The 24,892-nt window shown below is 45.9% G+C and carries 28 protein-coding genes; all 28 read right to left on the bottom strand.

Features of this window, described 5'->3' with window-relative positions; genetic code table 11:
* Nucleotides 1-107: 107 nt before the first annotated feature.
* Entirely contained in the window at nucleotides 108-1,448 is a 1,341-nt protein-coding gene (locus ACTNC0_RS11350; RefSeq protein WP_441087454.1) for a glucosaminidase domain-containing protein, read from the bottom strand.
* Nucleotides 1,448-1,876 carry a phage holin family protein gene (locus ACTNC0_RS11345; RefSeq protein ID WP_441087453.1) on the bottom strand — a complete coding sequence of 143 codons (429 nt, stop codon included), beginning with the start codon at nucleotides 1,874-1,876 and terminating at the stop codon, nucleotides 1,448-1,450. The genes ACTNC0_RS11350 and ACTNC0_RS11345 overlap by 1 nt, the downstream gene beginning before the upstream one ends.
* A gap of 122 nt (nucleotides 1,877-1,998) precedes the next feature.
* A complete protein-coding gene (locus tag ACTNC0_RS11340) occupies nucleotides 1,999-3,393 on the bottom strand; it encodes a hypothetical protein (protein WP_441087452.1) in 1,395 nt (464 codons plus the stop codon).
* Between the two features lies 1 nt (nucleotide 3,394).
* Nucleotides 3,395-5,293 carry a hypothetical protein gene (locus tag ACTNC0_RS11335; protein ID WP_441087457.1) on the bottom strand — a complete coding sequence of 633 codons (1,899 nt, stop codon included), beginning with the start codon at nucleotides 5,291-5,293 and terminating at the stop codon, nucleotides 3,395-3,397.
* A 63-nt stretch (nucleotides 5,294-5,356) separates the two neighbouring features.
* Entirely contained in the window at nucleotides 5,357-6,184 is an 828-nt protein-coding gene (locus ACTNC0_RS11330) for a hypothetical protein (protein WP_441087451.1), read from the bottom strand.
* Nucleotides 6,185-6,268: 84 nt separating this feature from the next.
* Nucleotides 6,269-6,631 (bottom strand): hypothetical protein, encoded by a 363-nt coding sequence (locus ACTNC0_RS11325; RefSeq protein WP_441087450.1) that lies wholly within the window; start codon nucleotides 6,629-6,631, stop codon nucleotides 6,269-6,271.
* Between the two features lies 1 nt (nucleotide 6,632).
* On the bottom strand, nucleotides 6,633-9,470 hold the full coding sequence (locus tag ACTNC0_RS11320) for a phage tail tape measure protein (RefSeq protein ID WP_441087449.1): 2,838 nt from the start codon (nucleotides 9,468-9,470) through the stop codon (nucleotides 6,633-6,635).
* A gap of 69 nt (nucleotides 9,471-9,539) precedes the next feature.
* Complete coding sequence (locus ACTNC0_RS11315; protein WP_441087448.1) at nucleotides 9,540-10,541, bottom strand: hypothetical protein; 1,002 nt, start codon at nucleotides 10,539-10,541, stop codon at nucleotides 9,540-9,542.
* 72 nt (nucleotides 10,542-10,613) lie between these two features.
* On the bottom strand, nucleotides 10,614-10,787 hold the full coding sequence (locus ACTNC0_RS11310; RefSeq protein ID WP_441087447.1) for a hypothetical protein: 174 nt from the start codon (nucleotides 10,785-10,787) through the stop codon (nucleotides 10,614-10,616).
* Nucleotides 10,784-11,161: a hypothetical protein gene (locus ACTNC0_RS11305; protein ID WP_441087446.1), complete on the bottom strand. Its 378-nt coding sequence runs from the start codon at nucleotides 11,159-11,161 to the stop codon at nucleotides 10,784-10,786. The genes ACTNC0_RS11310 and ACTNC0_RS11305 overlap by 4 nt, the downstream gene beginning before the upstream one ends.
* A gap of 63 nt (nucleotides 11,162-11,224) precedes the next feature.
* Complete coding sequence (locus ACTNC0_RS11300; protein WP_441087445.1) at nucleotides 11,225-11,845, bottom strand: major tail protein; 621 nt, start codon at nucleotides 11,843-11,845, stop codon at nucleotides 11,225-11,227.
* Between the two features lie 3 nt (nucleotides 11,846-11,848).
* A complete protein-coding gene (locus tag ACTNC0_RS11295; protein ID WP_441087444.1) occupies nucleotides 11,849-12,172 on the bottom strand; it encodes a hypothetical protein in 324 nt (107 codons plus the stop codon).
* Nucleotides 12,173-12,243: 71 nt separating this feature from the next.
* Entirely contained in the window at nucleotides 12,244-12,624 is a 381-nt protein-coding gene (locus ACTNC0_RS11290; RefSeq protein WP_441087443.1) for an HK97 gp10 family phage protein, read from the bottom strand.
* A 2-nt stretch (nucleotides 12,625-12,626) separates the two neighbouring features.
* The gene (locus tag ACTNC0_RS11285) at nucleotides 12,627-12,968 is read right to left on the bottom strand and encodes a phage head closure protein (RefSeq protein WP_441087441.1); all 342 of its coding nucleotides are present in this window, start codon (nucleotides 12,966-12,968) and stop codon (nucleotides 12,627-12,629) included.
* A 13-nt stretch (nucleotides 12,969-12,981) separates the two neighbouring features.
* Nucleotides 12,982-13,257, bottom strand: a complete 276-nt coding sequence (locus tag ACTNC0_RS11280; protein ID WP_441087456.1) for a head-tail connector protein — start codon at nucleotides 13,255-13,257, stop codon at nucleotides 12,982-12,984.
* 117 nt (nucleotides 13,258-13,374) lie between these two features.
* Nucleotides 13,375-14,592 carry a phage major capsid protein gene (locus ACTNC0_RS11275; RefSeq protein WP_441087440.1) on the bottom strand — a complete coding sequence of 406 codons (1,218 nt, stop codon included), beginning with the start codon at nucleotides 14,590-14,592 and terminating at the stop codon, nucleotides 13,375-13,377.
* Between the two features lie 72 nt (nucleotides 14,593-14,664).
* Complete coding sequence (locus tag ACTNC0_RS11270) at nucleotides 14,665-15,426, bottom strand: head maturation protease, ClpP-related (protein WP_441087439.1); 762 nt, start codon at nucleotides 15,424-15,426, stop codon at nucleotides 14,665-14,667.
* Complete coding sequence (locus ACTNC0_RS11265; protein ID WP_441087438.1) at nucleotides 15,426-16,739, bottom strand: phage portal protein; 1,314 nt, start codon at nucleotides 16,737-16,739, stop codon at nucleotides 15,426-15,428. Before ACTNC0_RS11265 ends, ACTNC0_RS11270 begins: the two co-directional genes overlap by 1 nt.
* 51 nt (nucleotides 16,740-16,790) lie before the next feature.
* Nucleotides 16,791-17,060 carry a hypothetical protein gene (locus tag ACTNC0_RS11260; RefSeq protein ID WP_441087437.1) on the bottom strand — a complete coding sequence of 90 codons (270 nt, stop codon included), beginning with the start codon at nucleotides 17,058-17,060 and terminating at the stop codon, nucleotides 16,791-16,793.
* 90 nt (nucleotides 17,061-17,150) lie between these two features.
* Nucleotides 17,151-18,776 (bottom strand): terminase large subunit, encoded by a 1,626-nt coding sequence (locus tag ACTNC0_RS11255; RefSeq protein WP_441087436.1) that lies wholly within the window; start codon nucleotides 18,774-18,776, stop codon nucleotides 17,151-17,153.
* Nucleotides 18,776-19,246: a phage terminase small subunit P27 family gene (locus tag ACTNC0_RS11250; RefSeq protein WP_441087435.1), complete on the bottom strand. Its 471-nt coding sequence runs from the start codon at nucleotides 19,244-19,246 to the stop codon at nucleotides 18,776-18,778. The genes ACTNC0_RS11255 and ACTNC0_RS11250 overlap by 1 nt, the downstream gene beginning before the upstream one ends.
* Before the next feature lie 106 nt (nucleotides 19,247-19,352).
* Complete coding sequence (locus tag ACTNC0_RS11245; protein ID WP_154553331.1) at nucleotides 19,353-19,712, bottom strand: HNH endonuclease signature motif containing protein; 360 nt, start codon at nucleotides 19,710-19,712, stop codon at nucleotides 19,353-19,355.
* 92 nt (nucleotides 19,713-19,804) lie between these two features.
* Entirely contained in the window at nucleotides 19,805-20,248 is a 444-nt protein-coding gene (locus ACTNC0_RS11240) for a hypothetical protein (protein WP_154553330.1), read from the bottom strand.
* Between the two features lie 19 nt (nucleotides 20,249-20,267).
* The gene (locus ACTNC0_RS11235) at nucleotides 20,268-20,510 is read right to left on the bottom strand and encodes a hypothetical protein (RefSeq protein WP_328603020.1); all 243 of its coding nucleotides are present in this window, start codon (nucleotides 20,508-20,510) and stop codon (nucleotides 20,268-20,270) included.
* On the bottom strand, nucleotides 20,500-21,876 hold the full coding sequence (locus ACTNC0_RS11230; protein WP_441087434.1) for an SNF2-related protein: 1,377 nt from the start codon (nucleotides 21,874-21,876) through the stop codon (nucleotides 20,500-20,502). Before ACTNC0_RS11230 ends, ACTNC0_RS11235 begins: the two co-directional genes overlap by 11 nt.
* Complete coding sequence (locus ACTNC0_RS11225) at nucleotides 21,857-22,138, bottom strand: VRR-NUC domain-containing protein (protein ID WP_441087433.1); 282 nt, start codon at nucleotides 22,136-22,138, stop codon at nucleotides 21,857-21,859. Before ACTNC0_RS11225 ends, ACTNC0_RS11230 begins: the two co-directional genes overlap by 20 nt.
* Nucleotides 22,095-22,328, bottom strand: coding sequence for a sterile alpha motif-like domain-containing protein (locus tag ACTNC0_RS11220; protein ID WP_441087432.1), 234 nt, complete (start codon nucleotides 22,326-22,328; stop codon nucleotides 22,095-22,097). Before ACTNC0_RS11220 ends, ACTNC0_RS11225 begins: the two co-directional genes overlap by 44 nt.
* Before the next feature lie 137 nt (nucleotides 22,329-22,465).
* Nucleotides 22,466-24,733: a phage/plasmid primase, P4 family gene (locus tag ACTNC0_RS11215; RefSeq protein WP_441087431.1), complete on the bottom strand. Its 2,268-nt coding sequence runs from the start codon at nucleotides 24,731-24,733 to the stop codon at nucleotides 22,466-22,468.
* Nucleotides 24,734-24,892: the final 159 nt, after the last annotated feature.

The following is a 24,892-nucleotide window of genomic DNA, read 5'->3' as shown; positions in this document are numbered from 1 at the left end:
AAAAAAAGAGTTATCGTAAATTTTGACGGTTATTCTCTGCTGAAAACTACCATTGGCCTTTGGTTTTACGATAACTCTATATTTACGATAACCTCGATAATGTTGAATTATAGATTATCCAAACTGATCCATCCATTCCGCTCCCCGGCATAAGATTTGAGCAATCCCCACTTGGAAGCCCCTTTTCCATCCGCCTCATCAACGATCGTAAATGCACCTACTCCCGTATACTTGCCCCACTTAGCGTAATTCGTGCCTGGACCTTTCCGGATATTCAGATCACTGATATTGACTCTCACCATATAAGGTTGAAATCCATCAGGCACCGGCTTCACAGCAGCAGCCACTACATCATACTTTGTCAGCTCATACCGCTCTATAATGCTGCACAGCTTCTCCACATAAGTACTGGAAGTCGCATACCCACCATCCTTGATGATCTGTACTGCCTTCCTGTAATCCCTGCAGCCTTTCAGCCCATCATACCGTTTCTTACTTCCATTCATGGCACCAAGCAGATATGCTGAATGATCCGCCACGGAATCCTCCACGCAAGGATATTTTCTGAAATCCGCTGTGATGGTATAAAGATTCCCCTTGCCATCATCCTCTTTGGTCTGTTTTGTATATTTGCTCTTTCCGTCCCAGGAACTACCTCTCCATGTATTTCCTGACAAACCGCACTTCATACCAAAGCAATTATTGGCCTTCTGTGCCAGCTCTGACTTTCCATATCCGCTCTCCAGAATACACTGTGCTGCAGAAACAGATGCCAGAATCCCTGACTTCTTCATATCCTCAGCACAGATTTTTCCAATTCTTTCCGCCGCATCCTTCTCCGAAAGTCCAGCAAATACAGATGCCTGCAAACCTGCCTTTCCATCAGCATCCTCTTTCCCAGAGCCACCACCAAGTTCCTTCGTCACCTTCTCTGCCAGTTCTCCCATCCTCGCATACAGCCAGTTCCCCGGACAGCTTTTATTGGCAAACCACCGATGCACCGTCAGTACCATCTCATCCGCCTTCGGCTGATAATTCAAAGTCTTATTCTTATCCCCGAACCAGATCAGTTTCCTCTTCCCGTTCCTTCTGCAGATATCCACGCAAAGCACGATCAGCTTCTGATACACCACATCCCGGAATGCATACGGCTCCTTCGTATCGGATGCACACTCAATCGTCACCGCCCTCTGATCATTCGCATTACTGGAAGAACACCAGGATCTGTTCTTCTCTTCCACATAAAGCCCCACACGTCCGTCCCGGTCAATACCATAATTACTGGAAGACTGTGTGGATCTCTGGGAGAACCAGTCTCCCAGACCCTCAGCCGTACACTGCCCCACCACACAATGAGGCGTGATCCGGTCAATTCCATGTGTTCTCTGTCCGGAATGATTCGGACTCAGCTTCGTATAGGCCACCAGGCCGCTGTTCGTATATCCCATCACTCATCATCCTCCTTTTCGATCTCCTTATCCCCTTTGCTATGCAGCTGCTCCAGCACCGCTTTCATTTTTTCCGGCACCGGCAATCCAAGCCTTGCCGCATTTTCCAGAATGGACACACCTTCATTGGACACATAGAAAAAGATCACCGCCGTACGCAAAATACATCCTTCTCCGATCACCTGCACATCCAGAATGTTGGCAATGCCTACAAGCAGAAAAATGAGCACCTTCCTGCAAATGCCTCGAAAGCCCACCTCACTGGACAGCTTCTGATCACTGATAGCACACATGACTCCCGTGATATAATCCACCACTACAAAAGCCAGCAATGCAAAAAGCAACCCGTCACAGCCACCAAGGAAATATCCAAGCCATCCACCCACTGCCGTAAAAATCATCTGAATAAAGTTCCAAAATTCTTTCATTGCAATTCCTCCCATGCAATAAATAAGGCAGCTCCCATCACGAGAACTGCCGCCTAAAAGTTACTATCTCCAATGCCGTGTTTCACCACAGCCTCAGATTCTTATGAAATTGTCCGGTCACATCAGCTTTCCTCTGTCAGCGTATACGTGATCTTCATGGTTTTATCCGTATTCTTCACCACCGCCGAAGAAAGGTTATTGATACTTGCCAAATATGGTGTCAGCAAATAAGCACACCGGTGCTCATTGCCATAACTGCCGCCCCACATGAAAACAAAATTCTTATACTGAAACAATGGTGTTGCAATCGCTTCAAACCGCTCACTTCCCTGTGTCTTGATAACCTTATCATCCACAGTAATGATAAAATCCTTAGCCAGAATTATATCTCCCAACACCGTCAGAAATAGCCCAGACGTACCAGACTTACCCATGGACGCACACTTTGAAGTAAATCCCAACTCAATCAGACTTACATCTGACGGATTTCCCAGATTGATCTTATAAACACCCTTCTTATTGTTGGCAAAGACATACAGGTACCCGTTCCGAATGCAACTCTTCACATATCGTTCCGGGTAAGTGTCTTCCTTATCCCTCTGTCCAACCTCCAGAAGCTTTGCATTGGACAACGTCCATTCACCCTCCGTAAAGGAATAATCCGTCTTGGAAATCTTGATCCACAGCATCTTTGCACTGCCAGAAGAATTTGCTTCATTGGAAAAACCGTACCAGTAACCATCCTTGTCATCCAAGAACTCCCCGTACTTTGTATAATCTCCTTTAAAGGTAAAGGTTGTTGTCAACGTCTTTGTTTCCAACACCTGATAAGTAGTATCGTCCAAGCGTTCATTCAGACCAATGTTGAAAATCGGCAAACGCATCTTTGTAATCGTTACACTGGACTCTCCGAAGGTAATGCTATAAGCCAGATTCTTTTCAAAATCCACCTCCACCATTTCAAACAATACCATCTGCTTCGCCTTAGCAATGTCACCGATGTCCACCTTCTTCAGAAGCATAAATGGACTGGCATCTCCCACCGCACTGCCAAAAGCATTTTCACCGCCTTTTGCACTTGTAAGACACACCGACGCAATGGTTCCATTTCCCTGAGAAGGCGTAAACTCCCACACAAACTTATATCCATTATCCAGCTTCTTGCTCTCCGTCTGGTTTAGGCTTCCTCTTGCCGTATTCGCTGTAGAATTGACATTATTGGAAGCATAAGCCACCGGCGGATTCTTCCCCTGTTCATAAATGTGATCCGCCTTTTCCTCCAGTGTCGTAGGATATAGCAGAATCCCACCAATCATATGCGGACAGATCGGTAGCAAGGAACCATTCCAAAGCACCGCATCATCGTATTCCCCACTGGCCTTAAGATAAATCCCCATAGGATTCATCCCCAGAATGTTATTCACCGACTCCGTAATCATGTTGGTCTCGTGGATTGTCTCCACAGCCCCGGTGTTCACATCCGTCAGTTCCATGACCATATCACCTTTTAACTTCATCCTATCCCTCCATTTCTATCGGACTGCAGAAGCCCTCGATTGCCGTCTTGCCAGGCATCCTATCAGAATAGCTTCTCTGCACCAGTTCCATCGTTTCTGTCTTAATTGTTTCTGAAAATACCTTGGTTTTCAGCCCATTGCCAATGCCAAACAGCTTCGTAGAATCCTCAATTGTAAGCTTACCATCCCAGGCTTCCTCAGCCGCCATGGCCTGACCTGTGATGGAAGCAATACAGTCTCCCACATCCACCGTGCCGGTACCGCCCTCCATCCAGAGATACACATTAAAAGTATTGGTGTAATTGGCAATGATCTTCTCAATGGGATAATACAGCGACAAAATATGCTTTCCTGAATGCCAGGTCTCCACCGGATAATGGGCTGTGATTTCCTCATCATTTAACTCAAACACCACATGACAAACAGCCTGCCCATCATCTATCCAAGTCACTGGAAGGCTCACAGCCACCGTAACTTCAGTAGCAGGATCTGTGACACCGGAATCAGATCCACCGCTCGATTCAGAACCCGTATCAGCACCAGATTCACCCGATTCACCTTCAGGCGAACTTCTTGGAAATGAAATCACCACATCCCCTTCTGCCTTCGCACCCTGTGCAACCGGATCCGCCGCCACATTCACCACAATCTGTCCGAAGAACTGCATGTGGTTTTCCTCAGAACTCGCAAACTGAATACTGATGATTTTCAGCTTCGTCTGTGCAATCTGGCAGAGCATGGCATTGGTAAAGGTATGAATGCCGATCTTTCCATTCTGAGCCGTATCTTCAATCTGATTGATGAGTCCCGAAATATTCTTGTCATTCTTCGACTTTGCCTGTGCCAGCCTCGGATTCTTGCCCACACATTTCAGGCTCTGCTTCCCACCAATCTTTTGCTGAATGGAAGTAATGCATGTGATCTGATTCTCATCCGCCTGGCCACCAGAAAACCGAAGTACATCTCCCAGATCCAGTGCCGGATTTCCAATGGTATCAGAATCATATGGCACATACTGGATCACTGAAATATCCGACAGAATATTCCTGCAAAGCTTCTCTCTGGTTTCATCCAGACCAAACTGCAACAACGGATTCACACCCAGATTCATGGTCAACCCATCATCTGTTTCCAGAGCATAATACTCAGCCATCTGCGTCCGTTTGTTCGTTGAACTGACCGCCGTGTATCTTGTAATAAAATCAGAAAAACTGGACGAAAACCTGTGCTTTTGCTCCAACTCCATCACTGATACCGTGCCATACTTTCTTAATTCCAGTTTTCCAGATCTGTTGATAATAAAAAAGCCTCCAAGGACCTGTGCCACATAAAACAGCACGTCCCTGCAGGTTTCAATATCATTTTCCGTATAAACCGAAAGCATCTCACTGCCATTCGGCATAGCATCAATCTCATCCTTGGTATTGGCCAGTTCCACCTTACAGGCCTTGCAGCACAAAGCCAGAAAGTCATATGCCGTACCCACCGTTTCAAATCCATTGAAGCTCTTATCAAACCGGAGCATGTAATCATACCCCTTCAATTCTAGGCATTTCGCCGTCCGGTTCGCCTCACTGATCTCAAAGATTCCCATGGGTACTTCTTCCTCAGATCCGTCAGGCAACTTCAGATGAAAGGCCAATGTCAATTCCGCATCCTCCAGCGTGTACCGGTCAATATCCGAAAACAGCGTGATTCCAGCCTCAGCCGCATACACCGTACCAAGTTCCATCTCTGTACTACCGCAACACTGCCTGGTAATATATCCGGAACCCTTCATGATATCTGCCGCACCAAACTCATGTGTCACCCCCGCCTTCGTCTTCAGTTTACCTGTCCAGTAATAATTCCTCGTGTTACTCTGAATTGCCTTCAAAAAGGCATCCGAAACCGGATACATCGCCTCACCTCCCATCAAAAAAGCACCAGCCAACTTAATGACTGATGCCTTAAGAATCATGTATTAGTCTTTTATATCCTCATTCATATGGTTGTAATTTTCCACCTCAAACCACATGTAATCTTCCTTGATAAATGCCTTCAGTATTGCAAGATTTCCATCTGCCCAATAATTTGTAGATCGTTTGTCAATCAGTTTTAGTTCATCAAATTCAGCCTCATAGATAACCCCACAATAATACTGAGTATCCGGTCTGATGCTGTAATAATCATGCATCTTTGTGACATCTCTCTTTACAGCATCCAGAACATTCTGGCTGTTACCACCTACAAATTTAAGTTCCACAAGAGCAAGAATATTTTCTACCTTGTCACGAAAATCCTTCGTTTCCTTTTCAAAATCCACCTTTACGATGGCAAGATCAGCACGGTATTTCAAATCCTGAACATAAAATTCCGGGTAAATACGAATATCATATTTCTTCTGCAGAAAGGACAGCTTTCTTCTAAGATGATAATACAACGCACATTTTAGAGAATCCTCTCTCAAAAGATAATAGTCATCATAATCATCAAGCAGATTGCTATTCCAAACCTTCTTTATCGTTCGGTCGATAAAACAAACGATTTCCTTTTCCTGATCTTCTCCATCCAGTGCATCAATATAAGCTTCCGGATATTTATCTAGCAGACGTCGCCTGACAACTGTCAAATATTCTTTGTCCATACTGTTAATCACATCCGGAGAAGGATCCATTAATTCCTGATTCAAGTGATCCTTTTGGCTTTCGTAGTTCTTTATACTCTTTTTGAGTTCATTTCTGGTCTTAAGCAATTTCTCAAAATCATAGTCACGAATGCTTTCCAGAAATTCTTCCGGCGAACACATCATTTGAGATTCCCCCTCGTATACGTATTTACAGGCTACAAATGGTAACCTATGTAAACAGTATAACATCTATATGAAAACGAGTCATCACATTTCCCTCAGAGTAAAATTCACCGTCCACAGTCCTTTATAGCTAGTATCTTTTTTCAACTTTGCCTTGAAACCCTCCACATACATCTCCGTCTGCTTCAGTTCCAGAAATTCCGTATCAAAATATTTCACCGTCAGCTTATCTCTTTTCGCCCAGGCTGCCATCTTTTTCAACCACTTGGCTGTCACAGAAAAGCTGACTGGAATGCTGACCACTCCATGTCTTACCACATCTCTCTGAGTAGTTCCTGCCTCTGTTTCTCCACCAGAATCTGCTTCTACATCCGCATATTCCACATCATAGGAATCCGGCAAAGGCAGGTCATCCCCATTGATATTCAAATACTGAAAAAATGCCATCTTACCTGCCTCCACTTCTTAGATTCATTCTCTGTTGTGCCGTCACAATCACCTCATCCAGCATCTGGTTTCCCAGATAAACTGGAATCACGATATCCCCGCTTGATTCACTCTGACCGGCCAATGTTTCCTTTAATGCTGCCGTAATCCCAGAAATCAGATCCGCACTGTTTCCGGATTTGCCAATGGTCATCGCACCGCCATCAGCCATCGCAAGCTGGGGATTCACCACCATGTCAGCCGCCACGCCATTCACGGCATCCGCAACCATGCCCTTGCTCTTCTCAATGCCTCTGACCAGTCCTGCCATAAAATCCGGCATCCAGCTCTCATACTCTGTCAGAGGTCCTTCATCCGGTACCGAGAAATGCAGATAAGACCGGATCGTATTTGCCACATCACTGACCGCACCAGCAATTTTACCGATGCAAGACCGGATACCATTCACAATTCCATTGATGATATCGGCTCCCCAGCTAAAAGCAGAGGAAGCCAGATTCTTAATGAAATTCACTGCATTATCAAAGCCACTCTTGATGGTATTGTAAATGCCACTGACCGTTGTCCTAATGCCATTCCACATGGTAGAAAATGCCGTAGACACCGCTGTCTTGATTCCATTCACCACCGTGCTGATGGTAGTCTTAATATTGTTCCAAATCGTTGTAATGGTATTCTTGATGCCATTAACCACAGTCGTAATCACCGACTTTATTGCATTCCAGATGGTTGTAAAGACCGTCTGAATTGCCGTAAGCACGGTAGTAATCACCGTCTTGATCGTATTCCATGCAGTCGTCAGGAAGGTACTGATTGCCGTCACCACCGTAGTTACGACCGTCTTGATGCCGTTCCAAATCGTTGTAAAGAATCCGGAAATCGCATTCCACACCGTCTCAGCAACAGACTTAATGCCATTCCACATGGTACTCAGGAAATTGCTAATGGCTGTCACTACCGTGTTAAAAGTACTCTTGATTCCTTCCCACAATCCGGTGAAGAAATTTGCGATGCCATTCCAAACTGTTTCCGCCGTAGACTTGATAGCCTCCCAGGCTGCCGAAAAGAATTCCTTCAATCCTTCCCATACCGCAATCGCGATTTCCTTCACATTCTCCCAGAGATCAATCCAAAACTGCCTAAATTCATCACAGTTGTTCCAGAGATAAATAAACGCCGCCACCAGAGCTGCAATCGCCGCAATGATTAGCACAATGGGATTTGCCAGCATGGTTGCATTCAGTGCTGCAAAAGCACCCTTCACCGTATTGATCACACCGGCAACCTTTGGCACAATGGTCATAATCGTACCAACCGCCGTAATCAACTTGCCCACCACAATCAGTACCGGACCCAGCACCGCTACAATCAGACCGATGGTAACAATGGTTTCCTTCACTCCGTCTGGCAGACTGTTCAGCACGTCCACAAAGCTCTGTACCCAGCCCACAATCTTCTTGATTGCTGGCATCAGGATCTCTCCAAAAGAAATGGCCAGCTCCTGCAACTGAGATTTCAGTATCGTAAGCTGACCTTGTAAATTATTATTCATGGTATCTGCCATGTTCTTGGCAGAACCATCACAGTTATCTATGGCTCCAGAGAGCTTGGCAATATCTCCCTCCCCAGCATTCATCAATGCCAGAAATCCCGACATGGCATTTTTTCCAACCAGAGATTCAGCCGCCGCTGCTTTCTCCGATTCTGTCAAACCACCAAAAGCTGTCCGGCAGTCTGCCAGGATATCCGATAAGTCCCTCATGGATCCATCTGCATTTGTGGTTGCCACCGTAACTTCTCCGATAGAAGAACCACAGATCTTCACATCCCCGGAAAGATTTGTCATGATGGTTCTAAGAGAAGTACCAGCCTGAGTGGATTTAATACCAGCATTTGCCATAAGCCCAATTGCCTCAGCCGTATCCTCCACCGAGAATCCCAGGGATCCTGCAATCGGCGCACAATACTTAAACGTCTCACCCATCATGGAAACATTTGTATTTGCATTGGAAGAAGCCGCCGCCAAAACATCAGCAAAATGTCCTGAATCCTGTGCCGATAATCCAAAGGCAGTCAGTGCATCCGTCACGATATCCGACGTAGTAGCCAAATCTTCTCCAGATGCTGCCGCCAGATTCATAACACCTTCAATACCAGAAAGCATATCCTCTGTTTTCCAGCCAGCCATCGCCATATAGTTCATGGCTTCTGCCGCCTCCGAAGCAGAGAACTTCGTCTTGCTTCCCATCTCCCTAGCCTTCTTGGAAAGCGCATCCAAATCTCCACCAGTAGCACCGGACACCGCCGCCACCTTACTCATGGAACCTTCAAAGTCCGCCGCCGTTTTCACAGAAGCCGCTCCCAGAGCTGTCACCGTAGCCGTCACAGGCATCAGGGCTTTACCTGCACCTTCCACCTTACCGCCCACATCCTTCAGCTTTTCCCCGGTAGCCGAAATCTTTTGCATGGCCGTAGCCGACTGATTTGCCTGCTCTTCCAGACGTTTCAGTTCATTCTCCGTCTCAATGATTTCCCTTTGCAGAGCATCATACTGATCCTTGGAAATAGTGCCATCATTCAAAGCCTTCTCAGCTTGTTCCGCCGCTGTCTTTAACGTCTCCAACTTTTCCTTCGTTTCCGACACCGCCTGCCCAAGCAACTTATGCTTCTGTGCAAGCAACTCCGTGTTCCCCGGATCCAGCTTCAGAAGCTTTTCCACATCCTTTAACTGACTCTGAGTATTCCGGATCTCTGTATTCACACCCTTAAGGGCAGTTTGAAGTTTTGTGGTATCGCCGCCAATCTCAATGGTGATACCCTTAATTCTGCTTCCAGCCATGTGGCACCTCCTTCCTCAAAAAATCGCAAAGAAAAAGAGCCGATCTCTCGACTCTTTCCTCAATCAATGTTATTGATATTTTTTCAACAGCAACTCGACAACCTTTTTCGATTCATCCACTGTAAGATATGGAACCTTGGTCGTCTTTGCCCAATAGAAATTCTTATTCAGCAATTCTCTTAACTCTGACACTGAAATACAGCGTAAATCATTTTCGTTCTGAACCCTTGGTGTAAGAAATTCTACATCCAAGTACATTTCTTCTTTTGCCGGTATTTCCTTAGCTTTTGATGATTTTACGATACCTGCACCAACAACGCCCCACCCTTTATGATAATAAAGAACGTAATCGCCTTTGTTAAATGAGTTCACGCATGTTTTTATTCCACCATAGGCACTAACCTTACTGTTAGCAAACATATCCCAAATATCATCTGGCCCATAAGTCTTATTTGTATCAAAGAGGATTCCTTTTCGATCCGCAACGTTGATATGATAGTCATAAGGCTTAGCAAAGAATTCAAAATATTTCTCTCCACCAATCTTATAGAAACGATAAGGGATATAATCAATATCAATACCATTTCTTCGCCAGTAGTCTATTGCATCCATAAGGTATGTATCCGATGAACTTCCAATTACAACCAGCTTCTGCTTGCGATTGAATTCCTCGACAGACAACGGATTTTCCAAACCAAAAGCTTCTTTGTGAGCTTCCAGCAAATTATCGTTTCCCGTATATGTCTTATATAAATCTGCCAGTTCAAAATAATTCTTTTGGCCATAATCCTGGCAGTACCTCATTACTTGAATTGTCGTATCCCCTGGTACAGCCCCGCGTTTAAGTTCGAAAATGATTAAATTCCCATTTCTATCTAATGCACATAAATCAGGTTCACTTTGCCAGCTTCTTTCCTGAAATATTGGCATCAGCTGACCATCCTCAGAATATAGATCCGCCAGGTTATTGGCCAACAGATTTTCCAAGTCTTTCTCTAATCCACCAAGATCTTCAAAATTATAACTTGGAAGCATTTCAATATTGTCTTTACCCTTATACTTGTATAACATATCCCCACCGCCTTTGTTTTAATACATCCCATTATACAGCAACAGAATGTACAAAACAAAGAACATAATGGACTAAAACCGGTCAAAATCTTCCTGTGAAGCCAGCACCTTGTAATGCTTATCAGCCTCCTGATCATTCCCGCTCTCAATGTACATGTCATTCACCATCCCGATGGTAAGTAAATCCAGATCTCTAATAGAAATCCCCAACTGCACACACCTTAGCAGGAACAACGGTGTTGTCATTGGACGGTCTGTTGCACGAAGTTTTTTTTAGCCTCAGCATCCGTTTTCACATTCAGTCCCCAAAGTTCAATGATCTTTGGCAGTACCTGGTAAATACTGAATGTATTGAAATCATCCAGCCATTCCTCCGGAGAATCCGGAATCTCAGGATCTGCATGCTTTGCCATTACATAAGCGATATTCTCAAACATCTCCAGAGAAAAAAGATCCAGATTGGAAACCTCTTCACTGCTCTTATCAATTGCCTTCTCCAGAGATGCCAGATCCTTGTAAATATCTCTCTGAAACTTGATTCTATAAATTCTTGGGATTGCTGCAGAAGCCTTGAATTTCACAGGCTTACCATCAATCTCAATGGTTTTTACTAAACTCATTTCCTAACCTCCAAAAAATCGCGGTCAGAATTCCTGTCTGAAAATCCTGACCGCACTCTGTCCTTAGTTTGCTACATTCTTACTGCCAGAAGCCGACTGTACAGAAACAACCGCCGGTTCCGCTACGGGCAGATACACCGTCTTATACCAATCCGCATATACCTTAGCATCGGTCGTATCACCAGTCTTGGCCTTCACCTTACCATCAGATAAAGGTGTTGCCTTGATGGTCAATGTCTCCGTCTGCACTTCTTTGGAATCCTCATTGGTCTTGCCCTCGATTCCAGGTCTGGAAGCAGAGCAATTATAAAGCACATGTCTGATATGCTTCACATCCCCATCGAACTCAAAAAGCAATGCGAACTGGGCAAGCTCTGCATCAGAGTTTTCAATCAGAACACCCTTGCTGTCCAAAGTCTCCTTCAGCACATCGGTTCTGAATCCCTCCGGAATCAATGCAAGCTCCAGATCCCCGTCATAACCCATGTTGTTATTGATTACGTAATAAGCGATACCATCTGCATAAAAGTTTTCCGGTTCGCCGTTTGCATCTAAAGAAAGAGACACGGATCCAGGCATTGGCACTGGTGTACCGTAAGTCACTGCCCCGTCCTCTCCAATAGTCAAGAGTGCATAATGTGCATTCTTGAGATTGTATTTCACCTTATTATTTTTCTCAGCCATCTCTTAGCCCTCCATTTCAAAACTGTACATGACCTCGTAAAGCCTCTCACTCCCGATCCATGTCTCCGACTTGTTATAAAAAATCTCATGCCCGTCCAGGACATCCTCTACCCGCGACTCCAAGGAAGGATCCTTGAAATCCGTGTACAACTCTACCCTGATCTCATTCCGTTTAAAATACACCCTGCCATCTGCCGCAAAGTTATTGCTCCCCGGCAACAGATAACAAATAAACGGTGGATCAGGACTCTCTCCCTCTGCAAAATGATCATAGGCAAAGGGAATCTTCATTTCTTCCAGGATCTTCACCAATGCTTCCACAAACATCACCTCCACCAGATCATCACAGACTCACTCTCAAAACAGCCCTAAATTCCATCAAATAAATCCAGGCTGACCTACTTCAATGCTCTCTCCACTTCCTGTTCCAAAAACTCAGCTGCATTCGCTTCTGCCGGTGCAATATGCGGAAATGCCCTCGTTCTGCCACCACCTCGCTTAGCATGGCCAAACTCCAGAAGATGTGCTAGCTGATACCGATTCTTCGAATGCACCGTTACTTCCATGGCATTTGCATTTTCCTTGGTGGTTTTCACCGCCCAGCTATTCTTGTACCGCCCGCTCTTTACAGGAGCACCGCTCTGCACTTCACTTTTCGCTTTCTGCCCAGCCTTCTTCACAGCCGACTTCATGTCCTCGGTAGCAAGGTCTGCATATTCCTGCAAGCCTTCCATAATGACATGTGCCATCTGATCCACCTTACATCTGTCCGTTGCCATATCTACCGCCTCGCTTTCCTGCAGCTGAACTTCAAACACTTCTTCTTGAAATTCATATGATCCACACCAATAATGTCATAAATCTCCCCATGAAATAAAAGCCTGTGCGTCACAGAGGCAATCTCCGAAGCCTTTTGGCAGTACCTAACTGTCACTGTCATAGTAGAATCATCCACCGTCGTTCCTGCCGCTTCCTTCTCTTTTGCTCCCATTCCCGATTCGCCACCAATCGTAGCAAAACAAGAATAGAAATCCTCCCAGACATTCCTGTGATTTCCAATAGCATCTACCGATACCACATTTTTCTGAAAGGTAACCTTCTCATTCAAAAGTCCAATGTCCATCCGCTACCTCCCATCAAAATCCTGGCTCTCTGATTTCAAAGAGCAATGCCCTCAGGCTCATGGTCAGTTCTTTATGATCGGCCTCTTCCCTGTGTTCATACAGAAAAGCAACGGCATACATCACCGCAATCTTGCTGACCGGATGCTTCTCGAATTCCTCAGTATCCGAAATCCTTGCCACATCCATACAAATCTGCTGGCTCTGGTAAATGATGTCACCAAGCAATGCATCATCGTCATCAAAGTCCACCCGCAGATAGTTCTTCATTTCCTCCAATGTCACTACCACGCCATCACCTCCAAAACGATAAACTATTGCCTTTCTCACACTCTCCGAAAAGAGCAAGCTTTCATGGACATCCCGAAGGAACCCAGGGGCTCTCATTTATCTGTAATTCACCGATTCTTATGAACCAGAACCAGTCTTCTGCTTAAGCACCTTGATAGCTTCAGGAAGGATTAACTTACCATCCACTCTCTGGGTACCAAGGAAACCAACCTGGCCATTTGCAGCATAAAGCTCGGAAAGCTTCTTGAAGGTTCTGCCCTGACGGTCTGCAATCCAGTAATACTTAAAATCACCGAAAGCAATCGTCTTTGCACCGGCTGCCGCAGTAGGCATGAATGCAGAAGTCTTCACGGGTCTGCCAAGAATCGTGTCCGGAGTACCTGCAACCAGAGAAGGCTGCCATAAATACTGACCGGTAGAATCCTTAAGCTTACGAATCTGCTTCACAGTCGCATCGTTCATTACCCAAACCGCATTCTTACGGTAAGGAGCCTTTAAGCTGTAGAAAAGGTCGATCACATCATCTGCAGTAATAGCAGTAGGAGAACCGGCATTCACACCGACCTCAGCACCACCTGCATCAGCAAGAATACCAAGAGGCTTGCCCTTGCCATCCCCATTGAAGAAGCTCTCTTCCTCTCTGGCACCGATACGTCTTGCAAACTCCTTGGAAATATATGCCTCAAGATCAAACACACTGTCTGCAAGAAGTTCCTCAGACACCTTGATCATGGTTCCAAGCTTGTAAGCACCAATGGAAACCTGGCTAAAAGCATCATCGGATTCGGTGTAAGCACCTTCCTCATCTACCCAGCTTGCAGTACCCTTGGAAGCAACCACAGGGATCTTTCTGTCACCGCTTGAAGTCTGGATCACATGGGCAAGAGTACGGAACACGTTCTCTTCCTCCAGAGCCTCCACCAAAGTTCTCTCAAATTCATCAGGCACTAAATAACCGCCCTCAGAATCGGTACCTTCCTGAAGTGCATTTAACACTGCAGGCATAGGAGCCTTCACTCTCATGGCATTCCAGAAGGAACCCTTGTACTCATCAGACGCACGGCCTGTTTTTTCTTTCTCTTCGTTCATCTTTGCACCTGGCTTTCCGGTAAGGGGAGTGCTGGTAGCCTTGGAAAGCTCTGCATCAATGGCAGCCTGTCTCTCCAGTCTCTCGATCTCCTTACCTAAATTCATAACATCCTGTTCCATCTTGTCGTAGGCTGCAGTATCTTCCTCGGAGAGCATACCGTCTGCACCTCTCTTGGCATCAAGGAACTGCTTTGCAGCATCCCATGCCTTTGCTCTTTTCTCTCTCAGTTCTAAAATCTGACTCATAATAAAATCCTCCATTTTGATAAAGAATTAGCGGCTACTGTTGTAACCGCCGTGTCAATGTTCCTGCCATTATCAGTGTGATAACAGCGACAATCTTTTCTCCAGCTGATCAACTGGAGTACGTTTCTCTTCCTTCGGTTTCGGTGGAATCAGCTTGGATAGCATGGAATTCATAACCGCCTGTCTGGAAAACATCACAGGAGCCGTCATTTCATCACTTACTGTCACACCAGCAACAGATTTATCCTCAGTGCCTTTACCCTCAGAACCATCCTGTCCATCAGCAAACAGAATCTTGTCTGCAAATCCTAGCTCCACTGCCTTTTTGGCATTGAACCAGCTCTCTGCATCCATCAGCTTTGAGATCTTATCCCTGGCAAGCCCAGTCTTAATCTCATAGGCATTCATGATAGATTCCTTCACCTCATCCAGCATCTTCACTGCCTTCTTCATTTCCTCAGAATCTCCAATGGCAACTGTTGCCGGATTGTGTATCATCATCATGGCCACCGGGCTCATCTCCACTGTAGTTCCAGCCATTGCAATGACAGATGCTGCAGAAGCTGCAAGCCCATCAATCTTTACCGTCACATCGTAAGGATAATCCATCAGCATGTTGTAAATCTGAGCCGCCGCAAACACATCCCCGCCTGGACTGTTGATCCAGACTGCAATCGGACCCTGCCCACTGTTCAGCTCATCCTTGAAAAGCTTGGGAGTTACCTCATCCCCATACCAGGTTTCATCGGAAATCTCCCCATTCAAAAAGAGCGTTCTCGATTCGAGTACGCCCTCATCCTGATTTTTGATCCAGTTCCAAAATTTTCGTTTCATTAACTGTAACCTCTCTTTCTCTGTCCATCAGGTGGCTGACCTCTGGACTGTTCCTTGCCAGTATCATCTTCAACCTGGCTTGCACCTGCAGCAAAAATACCGGCATCCTCCAGTTTCGTCATATTTCCATTGATAAGATACAGATCACCACCTGCCTCTTCTGGAATACGATCCAGGTTCTCAAGCTCCCTGATATCATTGGCTGACATCCAGCCGTTCTGTCTTGCCGTCGCGTATCCATTCATGCGGCTCTGATAATCACCTCTAAGCAAACCATCCACATTGAACTTGAAAAAGTAATGCTTCTTCTCTTCGGGAGTAAGAAGTGCCCTGGACATGGACTGTTCCCACCGGGACACCCATGGATCCAGCGTGTACTTCACAAACTCCAATGACTGTTGCTCAATATTAGAAAAGCTCGACTTCTCTAAGTCACCCACCATATGTGGCGGCACCCTAAAGATTCGAGCGATCTCATCAATTTGAAATTTTCTTGTTTCCAGGAACTGTGCTTCATTTGGACTGATGGAAATCGGTGTATACTTCATTCCCTCTTCCAATACAGCCACCTTATTTGCATTAGCAGATCCGCCAAAAGTTGCCTGCCAGCTCTCCCTCACTCTGGAAGGATCCTTCAAGGTACCGGGATGCTCCAGAACACCAGAAGGTGCTGCTCCATTTGCAAAGAACTTAGCACCATACTCTTCACAGGCAATCGCCATTCCAATCGCATTCTTGGCCATAGCAATCGGAGAATAGCCAACCAGACCATCAAAGCCAAGCCCCGGAATATGCAACACATCCGTTGCCTGCAACCTTACCACAGAGCCTTTCATGGTATGAGCATCATCAGTTCCCATGTAATACTCATAGTAGATCTGCCCATCTGTATCACGATTCACTGTCATCCGGTCTGGCATCAAAGGATACAGAGCAATGATCTCGCCCCTTGCATTTCGAATAATCTGACTGTATGCATTTCCCCAGAGAAGCAAATGCGTCATCAGCGTCTCGCGGAATACAAACGAAGTCATTTCTGGATTCGGCTCATCATGCAGAAGAAAATACAATGGATGATCCACCGCCTTTTCCTTGCCACCATCAGCCGTATAGCGATAGAATTGCAATGGCAACCCTGCCACCGCCTCCGACAAAATCCTCACACAAGAGTACACCGCCGTCATCTGCATTGCCGACCGCTCATTCACCCTTTTCCCAGAAGTGCTGCCTCCCATGAAAAACGAATAAGCGCTACCACTGGTTCTATTTGTGGGAGCATCTCTCCCTCGAAATATATTACTGAATAATCCCATACATACCTCCATCTTTCCATAGAAAAAGCACCGCCGAAGCGATGCTCTTCACTAATGATTGTTTACAAACTTTTGAAATGCCCTAATTGCATTGATATATGCGTTATGCGATTTCTTGCCGATATCTTCTTTTTCCCCACCAACATCATATAGCTTAACTACAGAAGATATATTGTCTTTCAGTTCATCCCACGTCATATGCTCGTATTCGCAAACACGATTCACACGCTTTGCGTAATCATATACAGTGCTCTTATGACCACTAGGAGTAAATTCAGAATACCCTTCTGCCTTAAGAAATTCTTTGAACTGTTCTTCCATCCAGCAACAACTCCTTTTCATTTGTTGTGCTGATTATATCACATAAATATGCAGCCTGCGTATGATTTTGCACGGTTAAAGCTTGCTGCATTAGAACACCAATAATCCTCGTTCGTCATAAACACTGCCACTCTGATTTTCCTGACGAATACATCGGTCCAAAGCCATGATTGCAGCTACAATTCCATCAATCTTTTCTTTAGATTTTGCTTTCGTCACCTTGATGTTTCCTGCCGGATCTGTATCAATGACCACATTTCCTGCCATCCATCTGAGCACTGGATTTCCACCATGGATCACTTTTCCTTCCATCAGCAATCTGTAAAATTCCTTTGTCGGTGCTGACATGGAAGAAAATCCCTGCCCGAAGGGAACTATGGTAAATCCTTCTCCTTCCAGGTTCTGGATCATTTGTGTGGCATTCCATCTATCCACTGCAATTTCCAAGATATGATATTTCTCAGCAAGGTCATAAATGAAATGCTCAATAAAGTCATAATGGATCACATTTCCTTCTGTCGCCATAATATAGCCTTGCTTCTCCCAGACATCATAAGGAACCGAATTGGCCTTTACTCTTCTTGGAATAGTTTCCTCAGGAACCCAGAAGAATGGAAGCACCACGTACTTTTCATCTTCATCCCTTGGCGGAAACATCAGCACCAGTGCTGTAATATCTCCAGTACTGGAAAGATCCAGACCAGCATAACAATCTCTGCCAAGAAGTGAGTCCATATCAATCGGTTCACTACCCTTCATATAGACCGCGTCGGGGATCCAGGCTGTCGTAGAATTCACCCACATATTCATTCTTAGCCATTTGAAAGTAATTTCATCAGCCGGATTTTGCTTGGCTTCTCTATACGCATCTCTCAGTCTTTCAATGTCTACCGTATATCCCAGAGAAGGATTTACCTTGTACCAGTTTGCTTCATCTTCCCAATCTTCATCATCCTTCAGGCCATAGACCACAGGATAAAAGGTTGGATCCACACGCCTGCCCTCTAAAATATCAACTGCCTTGGTATGCAACTCGTAAGCAATCGAATGTCTGTCATTGCCCGCTGTGGTAATAATGAAATGAAGCGGATTCTGCCGGGCATCTGAGGATCCTTTTGTGAGCACATCATATAACTGCCTGTTCGGCTGCGTGTGAATTTCATCAAACACCAAGCCGCTGACCGAAAATCCGTGTTTTCCACCAACTTCAGCACTGAGTACCTGATAATACCCTGCATTCCCATAATTCACAATTCGTTTAGTGGCCGCCATCAATTTGCTACGCTTCATCAGAGCTGGTGACATTTCCACCATTTGCTTTGCAACATCAAAAACGATGGAAGCCTGTTGTCGGTCAGCCGCCGCACCATACACCTCAGCGGATGGTTCATTGTCTGCATAAAGCAGATACAAAGCAACTGCAGCTGCAAGTTCTGATTTTCCAACCTTCTTACAGATTTCTACGAATGCCGTTCTGAACTGCCGATTCCCATCAGGCTTTACAATTCCGAAAATATCGCGAATCAACTGTTCCTGCCAGGGCAAGAGCCAGAATCTTGTCCCAGCCCATTTGCCCTTAGTATGGCAAAGATTTTCTATAAAGGTAACTGCCCGGTCTGCCTTCTTCTTATCGTAATGAGAAGTAGGAAGCATAAACCTTGACGGCTGATAATCTTTCAGCTTTGGGTAATCCTTTGGCCTTGTCTCTTTTGCCATTAGGAATCACCTCCAAGCAGAGCCTCCATCTCATCAACATCATTTTTATTTGCACTGGATGCCGCCATGATTCTGGATCTGGCAGAAGGTGTCAGTCCAAACTCAGAAGCGGCAGACATCATCAGTCTCTGCTCCGTGTTACTGATTGCCACATAAGGATTCGGTCTCTTCATACCATTTTCCGTTTCATAGGTAGCTCCCTCAGAATTGATATGATCCTGAGCTTCCTTCCACCTTGCATAAGACTGGCAGTAAGCAGCAAAGGCTGATCTGTCAATCTCCGTCAGCACTCCCATCTGATTCAGTTTTTCACAGAGTCTGTTCCATTCCTCTTTTGCTTCAGGTAAGAGCCACTTTGGACAGTCGGGCATTCCCTTGCCCGGTGTCGGCTCCTTTGTATTCAGTTTTCTTTTTCCAGGATTACCTTCCAGCATTTTCACCGCTGTAGGTTTTGGCTTTCTTCCCGCCATTGGAATCCCTCCTTTCCACTTTTCATTTCGCGATTTTGCACGCAAGAGGGGGCGCCGGTCTTGGAGCCTATAGCTTCCAGAGATTTCGACCGCCCCTACCCCATCGTCAGAATTTGTATTCTTTGTACCGATCTTCCGTCATGGTCTTTACATTATGGCAATGCTCGCACAAAGGCTGCCAGTTACCACGATCCCAAAAGAGCTTTTGATCTCCACGATGTGGAATGATATGATCCACGACTGACGCCTTGGTAAGCTTACCTTCCTCATAGCACTTTACGCAAAATGGATGCGTGTCCAGGAACTTCTTTCGTTCCCGCTGCCATCTGGCACCGTATCCTCTCTCACAAGCAGAGGCACGATCATTCCGATGCAGGCTTTGATGTTCCTCACAATACATCTGTCCATGAGGAATCAGCTTGGCACAGCCCGGATGCTTGCATGGCACATTGCTTCTGTAAGGCATGTGCTTCACTTCCTTCCTACAACAAAAGCCCTGGGAGATTTCTCTCTCAAGGCCTTGTTCCATTTTGCTTTCCGCATTATAACAATAACACATTAGGTAACTCTCATTCTATCACATGAACTCTCATGTTTTAGAATCTCATCCACTTTCTGCAAGCCCTGATCGTGAATACGGAATGTGTGCTGGATGCTGTAACCCATATCCACGGAGATCTGCTCCCAGGTCTCGTAGCAAAGGTATCTTTTTTCCAGAACATTTCGTTCCTGTCTGCTATCTACCTTCTTAATCACATGGGTAATATCCACCTTCAAGGATGCCAGCTCATTGATATCCGCATTCAGCTCTGCTTCCAGATCCGTCAGCTTAACGATGGCATCTTCCATCTTGTGAATATTTCTGTTTGGACTGCCAGGCATATCGGAAATGGTGCTGGTTGCTTTGATGGCAAGCTCCCTTAAAGCAGCTACCTGCTCCAGCTTACTGTTGATATCATTATCGATTTTAAAAGCCTGGCTCAAATACTCTTTTGCGTTCATAATCTACCTCCGAAAATTTTTATTTCCCTCGGATTTCCTCCTGAAGCTTGCTGATCAAGAAATCCCCGTCCACAGATGTGAGACACTGATACCAGGAACCTCGAAAGAACTTCTCAATCTGCAAGGCTTCGTCGATTGCCAAATGATTGTCTGGACTTTTCTTAATTCTTCGAAGCGCTGCCCGGTAATCCGAAACAGCACTTAAGATAATGGCATTGGCCAGTCTCTCATAAGGATCCTCTGCCAGATTCTTAGTTGCCACAGGCATCACCTACCTCTGCCTTCACTGCATCAATCAGTGCGGCCTGTGTGCTGTCCTTTGCTTCCAAAGCTTTCAGGATTCTCTGATCCACAGTGCCTTCTGTCACGATGTGAATAATGGAAACAGTCTTTTCCGTCTGTCCCTGCCGCCAGAGTCTTGCAACCGTCTGTTGATATAGCTCAAGGCTCCAGGTAAGTCCAAACCACACTATCACGTTGCCACCGCTCATAAGATTTAATCCATGACCTGCAGAGGCTGGATGGATCAGGCCTACCTGAAGTTCACCTGCATTCCACGCTTTGATGCTGGCATCGGAATCAATCTTCTGAAAAACAACACCAAGCTTGGTAAGTCTTTCTGTGATTCTTGCCAGATCATGCTTGAACCAATAGGCCACCATGACCGGTTTTCCATTGGCCGCCTCAACTAAATCCTCCAAAGCATCCAGCTTCTTGTCATGAAAGACATTCACTGAACCGTCATCATCGTAAATGGCACCATTGGCAAGTTGGCATAACTTCCCGGATAATGAAGCGGCATTGGCAGCTGTAATCTCTCCACCAGGGAGTTGCAGCACCAGCTCATTTTTGAGTGCCTCATACTTTTCCTTTTCATCAGGATCCAGATGCACCATGTACTCGGTGCTGATCAGTTTAGGCATTTCCAGGTAATCCGTTCCCTTCATGGAAATGGTGATATCTGAGATCTTGTTGTAAATGCGTTCCTCAGCTCCTGGTAACAGCTTATAGGTATAAACAATCGGACCATTCATGCGATCTGGCTTAAAGAAATCTAGTCGATACTGACTGATAAACCTCCCCAGTCGCTCTCCCATATCCAAAAGCTTGAACTCAGCAAACAGATCCATCAGTCCATTGCTGGAAGGTGTACCGGTAAGCCCCACAACTCTCTTCACCTTAGGTCTCACCTTCATCAGTGACTTAAAGCGTTTTGCCTGCCAGTTCTTAAAGGATGAAAGCTCATCCACAACCAGCATGTCGTAGTCAAAGGGATACCCACTATCCTCAATAAGCCAGGGAACATTTTCCCGATTGATAATGAAAATATCCGCATCCGCTGCCAATGCCTTTTTTCTCTCAGCCGCCGTTCCCACTACGATGGAATAACGAAGGCCATGCAGGTGATCCCACTTTTCAATCTCATCTGACCATGTATTTCTGGCAACTCTCAGAGGTGCAATAATCAACACCTTGGAGATCTCAAAACTGTCATACAGAAGGTCATTGATGGCCGTACACACGATGCTTGTCTTGCCCATGCCCATATCCAAAAGGATGGCTGCAATAGGATGTTCCTTTATAAATTCGATTGCATATTTCTGATACTCATGTGGTTTGTATATCATCTAAAATTCCTCCGATTTGCTCGATTCCATCCAGAATGTAGGTATGGAATCCTAATTTTTCCAATAATCTGTGTCTTGATAACTGCAAGGCTCTCGGCTTCTCCCCGGGAGCCTTTACCTCCACCAGCCCGAAGTGCCGACCGGGCAAAAACACTAGCCGATCTGGCATTCCATCAAATCCTGGCGATACGAACTTGGGGCAGATCCCGCCTCTGTCTTTAACTGCCTGAACCAACTTTTGCTCTATGACTTTCTCTCTCATATTGCTTCCAGGCCTCCATGCAGGCATCCATACAACCAAAACAGGCACCTTTGCTTTCCAGATACTCTAAGATTTCATCAAGGTTTCCACCATGCGGAAATTCCTTATCGCCTTTCATATCCCGGGCAAGGTCTCCCATGGGTGCCTCTGTCTTTAAATGCTTGTTCATCATCCATCTATAAAAGTTCATTGCGATTCCTCCATCAAATTTATGAGGGTGCAGGGGGTGCAGGACGTTTCTATATTTTCCTATAAGGAGATTTTTCAAAAAATTCCCTATACGCGTAATATGTATTTGTCCTGCACACCCTGCACCTTTTGTCATTTTTACTCTACGAAATCTTCTGATTTGAGCTGCACACCCTGCACCCACATGCCTGACTTCTTCTTTTTACGAAGAAATCCTCTCTTCTCCAGAGCGGCAGTGAAGTCAGCATTGTTGCGTGCATACTCCCCGGTACGAAGGCAATAGGCTCTGTACTCCTGATAGAGTTCACCTGACTTTTCCTCGTAACCGTCCTGCACATCACAGCAATCCTCCAGGAACTGGCTGAGCCAATCGTTCATGCCACGATATTCACTGATGGCGTCCGCTACCACCTTAGGCGGCTTAATCTTGTACTCATGGGCAATCACCTTCTGGGCGCCCTCAATGATCCAGCTCATGACGGCAGAACCGGCATGCTCATACAGGTAATCCGAATAGTTCTTAATATCTGATGAGCCTTCAATCTTTGCATGGAAAGGAATGACGATCAGACGTCTCCAGGTACCATCATCCGATGCACCAACCTTAGGAAGATGATTGGTATAAAGCACCACGGTATGGGAAGGTGTGAAATCAAAGGGATCCTTAAATTTCTTCTCCCCGCGGATCTGATCGGTAGAGCAAAGCTGCTTGAGAATCGATGTAGAAAGTCTCATTCCCTCTTCCAGCTCTGCCGCAATCACCAGTCTCTTGCCCTTAAGCTCTGCAATCTCTGGCTTCACATTTCTACGGCATCCGGCTGTTAGCGCATCCGCCGACATGGCTCCCGAGTAGGTACCAAGCACTCTGGAAATGGTATTCCAGAAGGTTGACTTACCGTTTCGACCTTCGCCATAAGAAATGATGAGGGCTTCCACATACACCTTTCCGATTGCCGCCAGACCAACCGTCTCCTGCACATACTCAATCAGTTCCTGATCTCCACAGAAGAAAAGGTTCAGTGCTTCCTCCCAGAGGTCCTTGCCTTCCTCTCCCGGTGCACAGTTAGTGATCTTGGTCAGAAGATCTGTGGCTCTGTGCGGTCTTGCACCGGCCATGCCAAGCTTCAAGTCATAGGTCGCTGACGGAGTATTAAGGAAATTCTCCTGGGCATCAAACATGCTGATGTCAGCAGCCACCATCGGCTTTGCTGCGCTCTGGGTATTCACAATGTTCTTATAATTTCTGTATTTCATGACAAATGCGTAATAGGCCTTTGCCGCCTGATACTGCTTGAAGGCATCTTCCAGTTCCGGTGTGATCAGCTTTTCCAAAGCCTTGCCACCGGCTCTCACAACTCTTTCCGGGATTCCCGCATCGAGCAGTGCCTGAGAACAATCATTGAGCTGTCCCTTTGAATCCACCAACTGCATATCCAGAAATTCCTCCACAGCACCGACTGCCTTCTGTCTGTTCTCACGCCAACAGATACCGTCATAACTTAAGAACTCTGTTGCATCCGTATAAAGAAGCTCATCCTTATACTCATCCACCAGTGCCTTGGCCTCTCCCATGTCCGAATAATCCTCAGGCTGAATGGATCCAAACTCTGCATTGTATTCGTCCGGTGCCACATAGCCTTCCTGGGTAACGATAGTTTTCTTATAGAAACGAACCGCACTACTCCAGATGGTATTCAGCTCTTCCTCAGGAAGCGGCGGATCACATCTTCTGGCATGCAGGTCAAATGCTTCCTTTGCCTTATCCGTCACGCCGTACTTCTTAAGGACACGACTGGCAAAACGGCTCATGGTATTGTTGCGGTTGCCTTCCAGAATCGGACCTGTCTGCTTTTCCTGGGCTTCTGATTTTTCCTCTGTCGCTTCCACGGTCACTTCCTGATCGATGGTGATCCAGCCTTCATGCCATACGGTCTCACTGACATCAGAGCCAAAAATGAATCTGGCCGCATCCAGTGCATTGTCATCAAAGAAGGGATATGCCTTGTGGATGGCTCTCTTAATGGCTGCACAACGTTCCGCGCTGTCTGTCTCTTCAATAGGAAAATACACATGGAACTTTGGTCTTGCCGCCTTCCCGTCCTTCTCCACCATGTGATGTCTGCTCGGCGCCACTGCATAGTCGATATCTTCGAAACGCTCTTCCAGGCTCTCCATGGTGATCCAGTCGTCCGGGTTCTCCGAATGGTCATTGTCACAATCCATGACCACCACATTTGTTTTCTTAAAATTACTGATGCTACGGTAGTTCTTCTGAAACTCACCGCACACATGATCAAATTTCACTGCTTCCTTCAGCTCATCCGCTGACGTGACCTCCACCTTGTTGGGATACACGCAGTTCGTAGCTTCTGCAGTCACATTTGCCGTCTGTAAAATGAAACGCATTCTTCTGCCTCCTGCTATCTGCTTACTAAATAGGTAACTGCCTGCTTTAAGTCCGCTACACCCATAGGAACCACCTCTTTCGTTTGAAGTAGTAAAGCCATTTCTGGCTTTCCAAGGGTCTAGGTATCAGTTCCGCCTGTTTTCCGATTTTTCTCCAAA

Source organism: Blautia sp. HCP3S3_B11 (assembly GCF_052064435.1).
Taxonomy (GTDB): Bacteria; Bacillota; Clostridia; order Lachnospirales; family Lachnospiraceae; genus Blautia_A.
This window is presented reverse-complemented; position numbering and strand designations above follow the sequence as displayed.

What these genes read in the sequence shown, in the direction of transcription:
- ACTNC0_RS11350 (WP_441087454.1), bottom strand. Translation starts at nt 1,448, where the DNA reads ATGGGATATACGAACAGCGGCCTGGTGGCCTATACGAAGCTGAGTCCG.
- ACTNC0_RS11345 (WP_441087453.1), bottom strand. Translation starts at nt 1,876, where the DNA reads ATGAAAGAATTTTGGAACTTTATTCAGATGATTTTTACGGCAGTGGGT.
- ACTNC0_RS11340 (WP_441087452.1), bottom strand. Translation starts at nt 3,393, where the DNA reads ATGAAGTTAAAAGGTGATATGGTCATGGAACTGACGGATGTGAACACC.
- ACTNC0_RS11335 (WP_441087457.1), bottom strand. Translation starts at nt 5,293, where the DNA reads ATGTATCCGGTTTCGGATGCCTTTTTGAAGGCAATTCAGAGTAACACG.
- ACTNC0_RS11330 (WP_441087451.1), bottom strand. Translation starts at nt 6,184, where the DNA reads ATGATGTGTTCGCCGGAAGAATTTCTGGAAAGCATTCGTGACTATGAT.
- ACTNC0_RS11325 (WP_441087450.1), bottom strand. Translation starts at nt 6,631, where the DNA reads ATGGCATTTTTTCAGTATTTGAATATCAATGGGGATGACCTGCCTTTG.
- ACTNC0_RS11320 (WP_441087449.1), bottom strand. Translation starts at nt 9,470, where the DNA reads ATGGCTGGAAGCAGAATTAAGGGTATCACCATTGAGATTGGCGGCGAT.
- ACTNC0_RS11315 (WP_441087448.1), bottom strand. Translation starts at nt 10,541, where the DNA reads ATGTTATACAAGTATAAGGGTAAAGACAATATTGAAATGCTTCCAAGT.
- ACTNC0_RS11310 (WP_441087447.1), bottom strand. Translation starts at nt 10,787, where the DNA reads ATGACAACACCGTTGTTCCTGCTAAGGTGTGTGCAGTTGGGGATTTCT.
- ACTNC0_RS11305 (WP_441087446.1), bottom strand. Translation starts at nt 11,161, where the DNA reads ATGAGTTTAGTAAAAACCATTGAGATTGATGGTAAGCCTGTGAAATTC.
- ACTNC0_RS11300 (WP_441087445.1), bottom strand. Translation starts at nt 11,845, where the DNA reads ATGGCTGAGAAAAATAATAAGGTGAAATACAATCTCAAGAATGCACAT.
- ACTNC0_RS11295 (WP_441087444.1), bottom strand. Translation starts at nt 12,172, where the DNA reads ATGTTTGTGGAAGCATTGGTGAAGATCCTGGAAGAAATGAAGATTCCC.
- ACTNC0_RS11290 (WP_441087443.1), bottom strand. Translation starts at nt 12,624, where the DNA reads ATGGCAACGGACAGATGTAAGGTGGATCAGATGGCACATGTCATTATG.
- ACTNC0_RS11285 (WP_441087441.1), bottom strand. Translation starts at nt 12,968, where the DNA reads ATGGACATTGGACTTTTGAATGAGAAGGTTACCTTTCAGAAAAATGTG.
- ACTNC0_RS11275 (WP_441087440.1), bottom strand. Translation starts at nt 14,592, where the DNA reads ATGAGTCAGATTTTAGAACTGAGAGAGAAAAGAGCAAAGGCATGGGAT.
- ACTNC0_RS11270 (WP_441087439.1), bottom strand. Translation starts at nt 15,426, where the DNA reads ATGAAACGAAAATTTTGGAACTGGATCAAAAATCAGGATGAGGGCGTA.
- ACTNC0_RS11265 (WP_441087438.1), bottom strand. Translation starts at nt 16,739, where the DNA reads ATGGGATTATTCAGTAATATATTTCGAGGGAGAGATGCTCCCACAAAT.
- ACTNC0_RS11260 (WP_441087437.1), bottom strand. Translation starts at nt 17,060, where the DNA reads ATGGAAGAACAGTTCAAAGAATTTCTTAAGGCAGAAGGGTATTCTGAA.
- ACTNC0_RS11255 (WP_441087436.1), bottom strand. Translation starts at nt 18,776, where the DNA reads ATGGCAAAAGAGACAAGGCCAAAGGATTACCCAAAGCTGAAAGATTAT.
- ACTNC0_RS11250 (WP_441087435.1), bottom strand. Translation starts at nt 19,246, where the DNA reads ATGGCGGGAAGAAAGCCAAAACCTACAGCGGTGAAAATGCTGGAAGGT.
- ACTNC0_RS11245 (WP_154553331.1), bottom strand. Translation starts at nt 19,712, where the DNA reads ATGCCTTACAGAAGCAATGTGCCATGCAAGCATCCGGGCTGTGCCAAG.
- ACTNC0_RS11240 (WP_154553330.1), bottom strand. Translation starts at nt 20,248, where the DNA reads ATGAACGCAAAAGAGTATTTGAGCCAGGCTTTTAAAATCGATAATGAT.
- ACTNC0_RS11230 (WP_441087434.1), bottom strand. Translation starts at nt 21,876, where the DNA reads ATGATATACAAACCACATGAGTATCAGAAATATGCAATCGAATTTATA.
- ACTNC0_RS11225 (WP_441087433.1), bottom strand. Translation starts at nt 22,138, where the DNA reads ATGAGAGAGAAAGTCATAGAGCAAAAGTTGGTTCAGGCAGTTAAAGAC.
- ACTNC0_RS11220 (WP_441087432.1), bottom strand. Translation starts at nt 22,328, where the DNA reads ATGAACTTTTATAGATGGATGATGAACAAGCATTTAAAGACAGAGGCA.
- ACTNC0_RS11215 (WP_441087431.1), bottom strand. Translation starts at nt 24,733, where the DNA reads ATGCGTTTCATTTTACAGACGGCAAATGTGACTGCAGAAGCTACGAAC.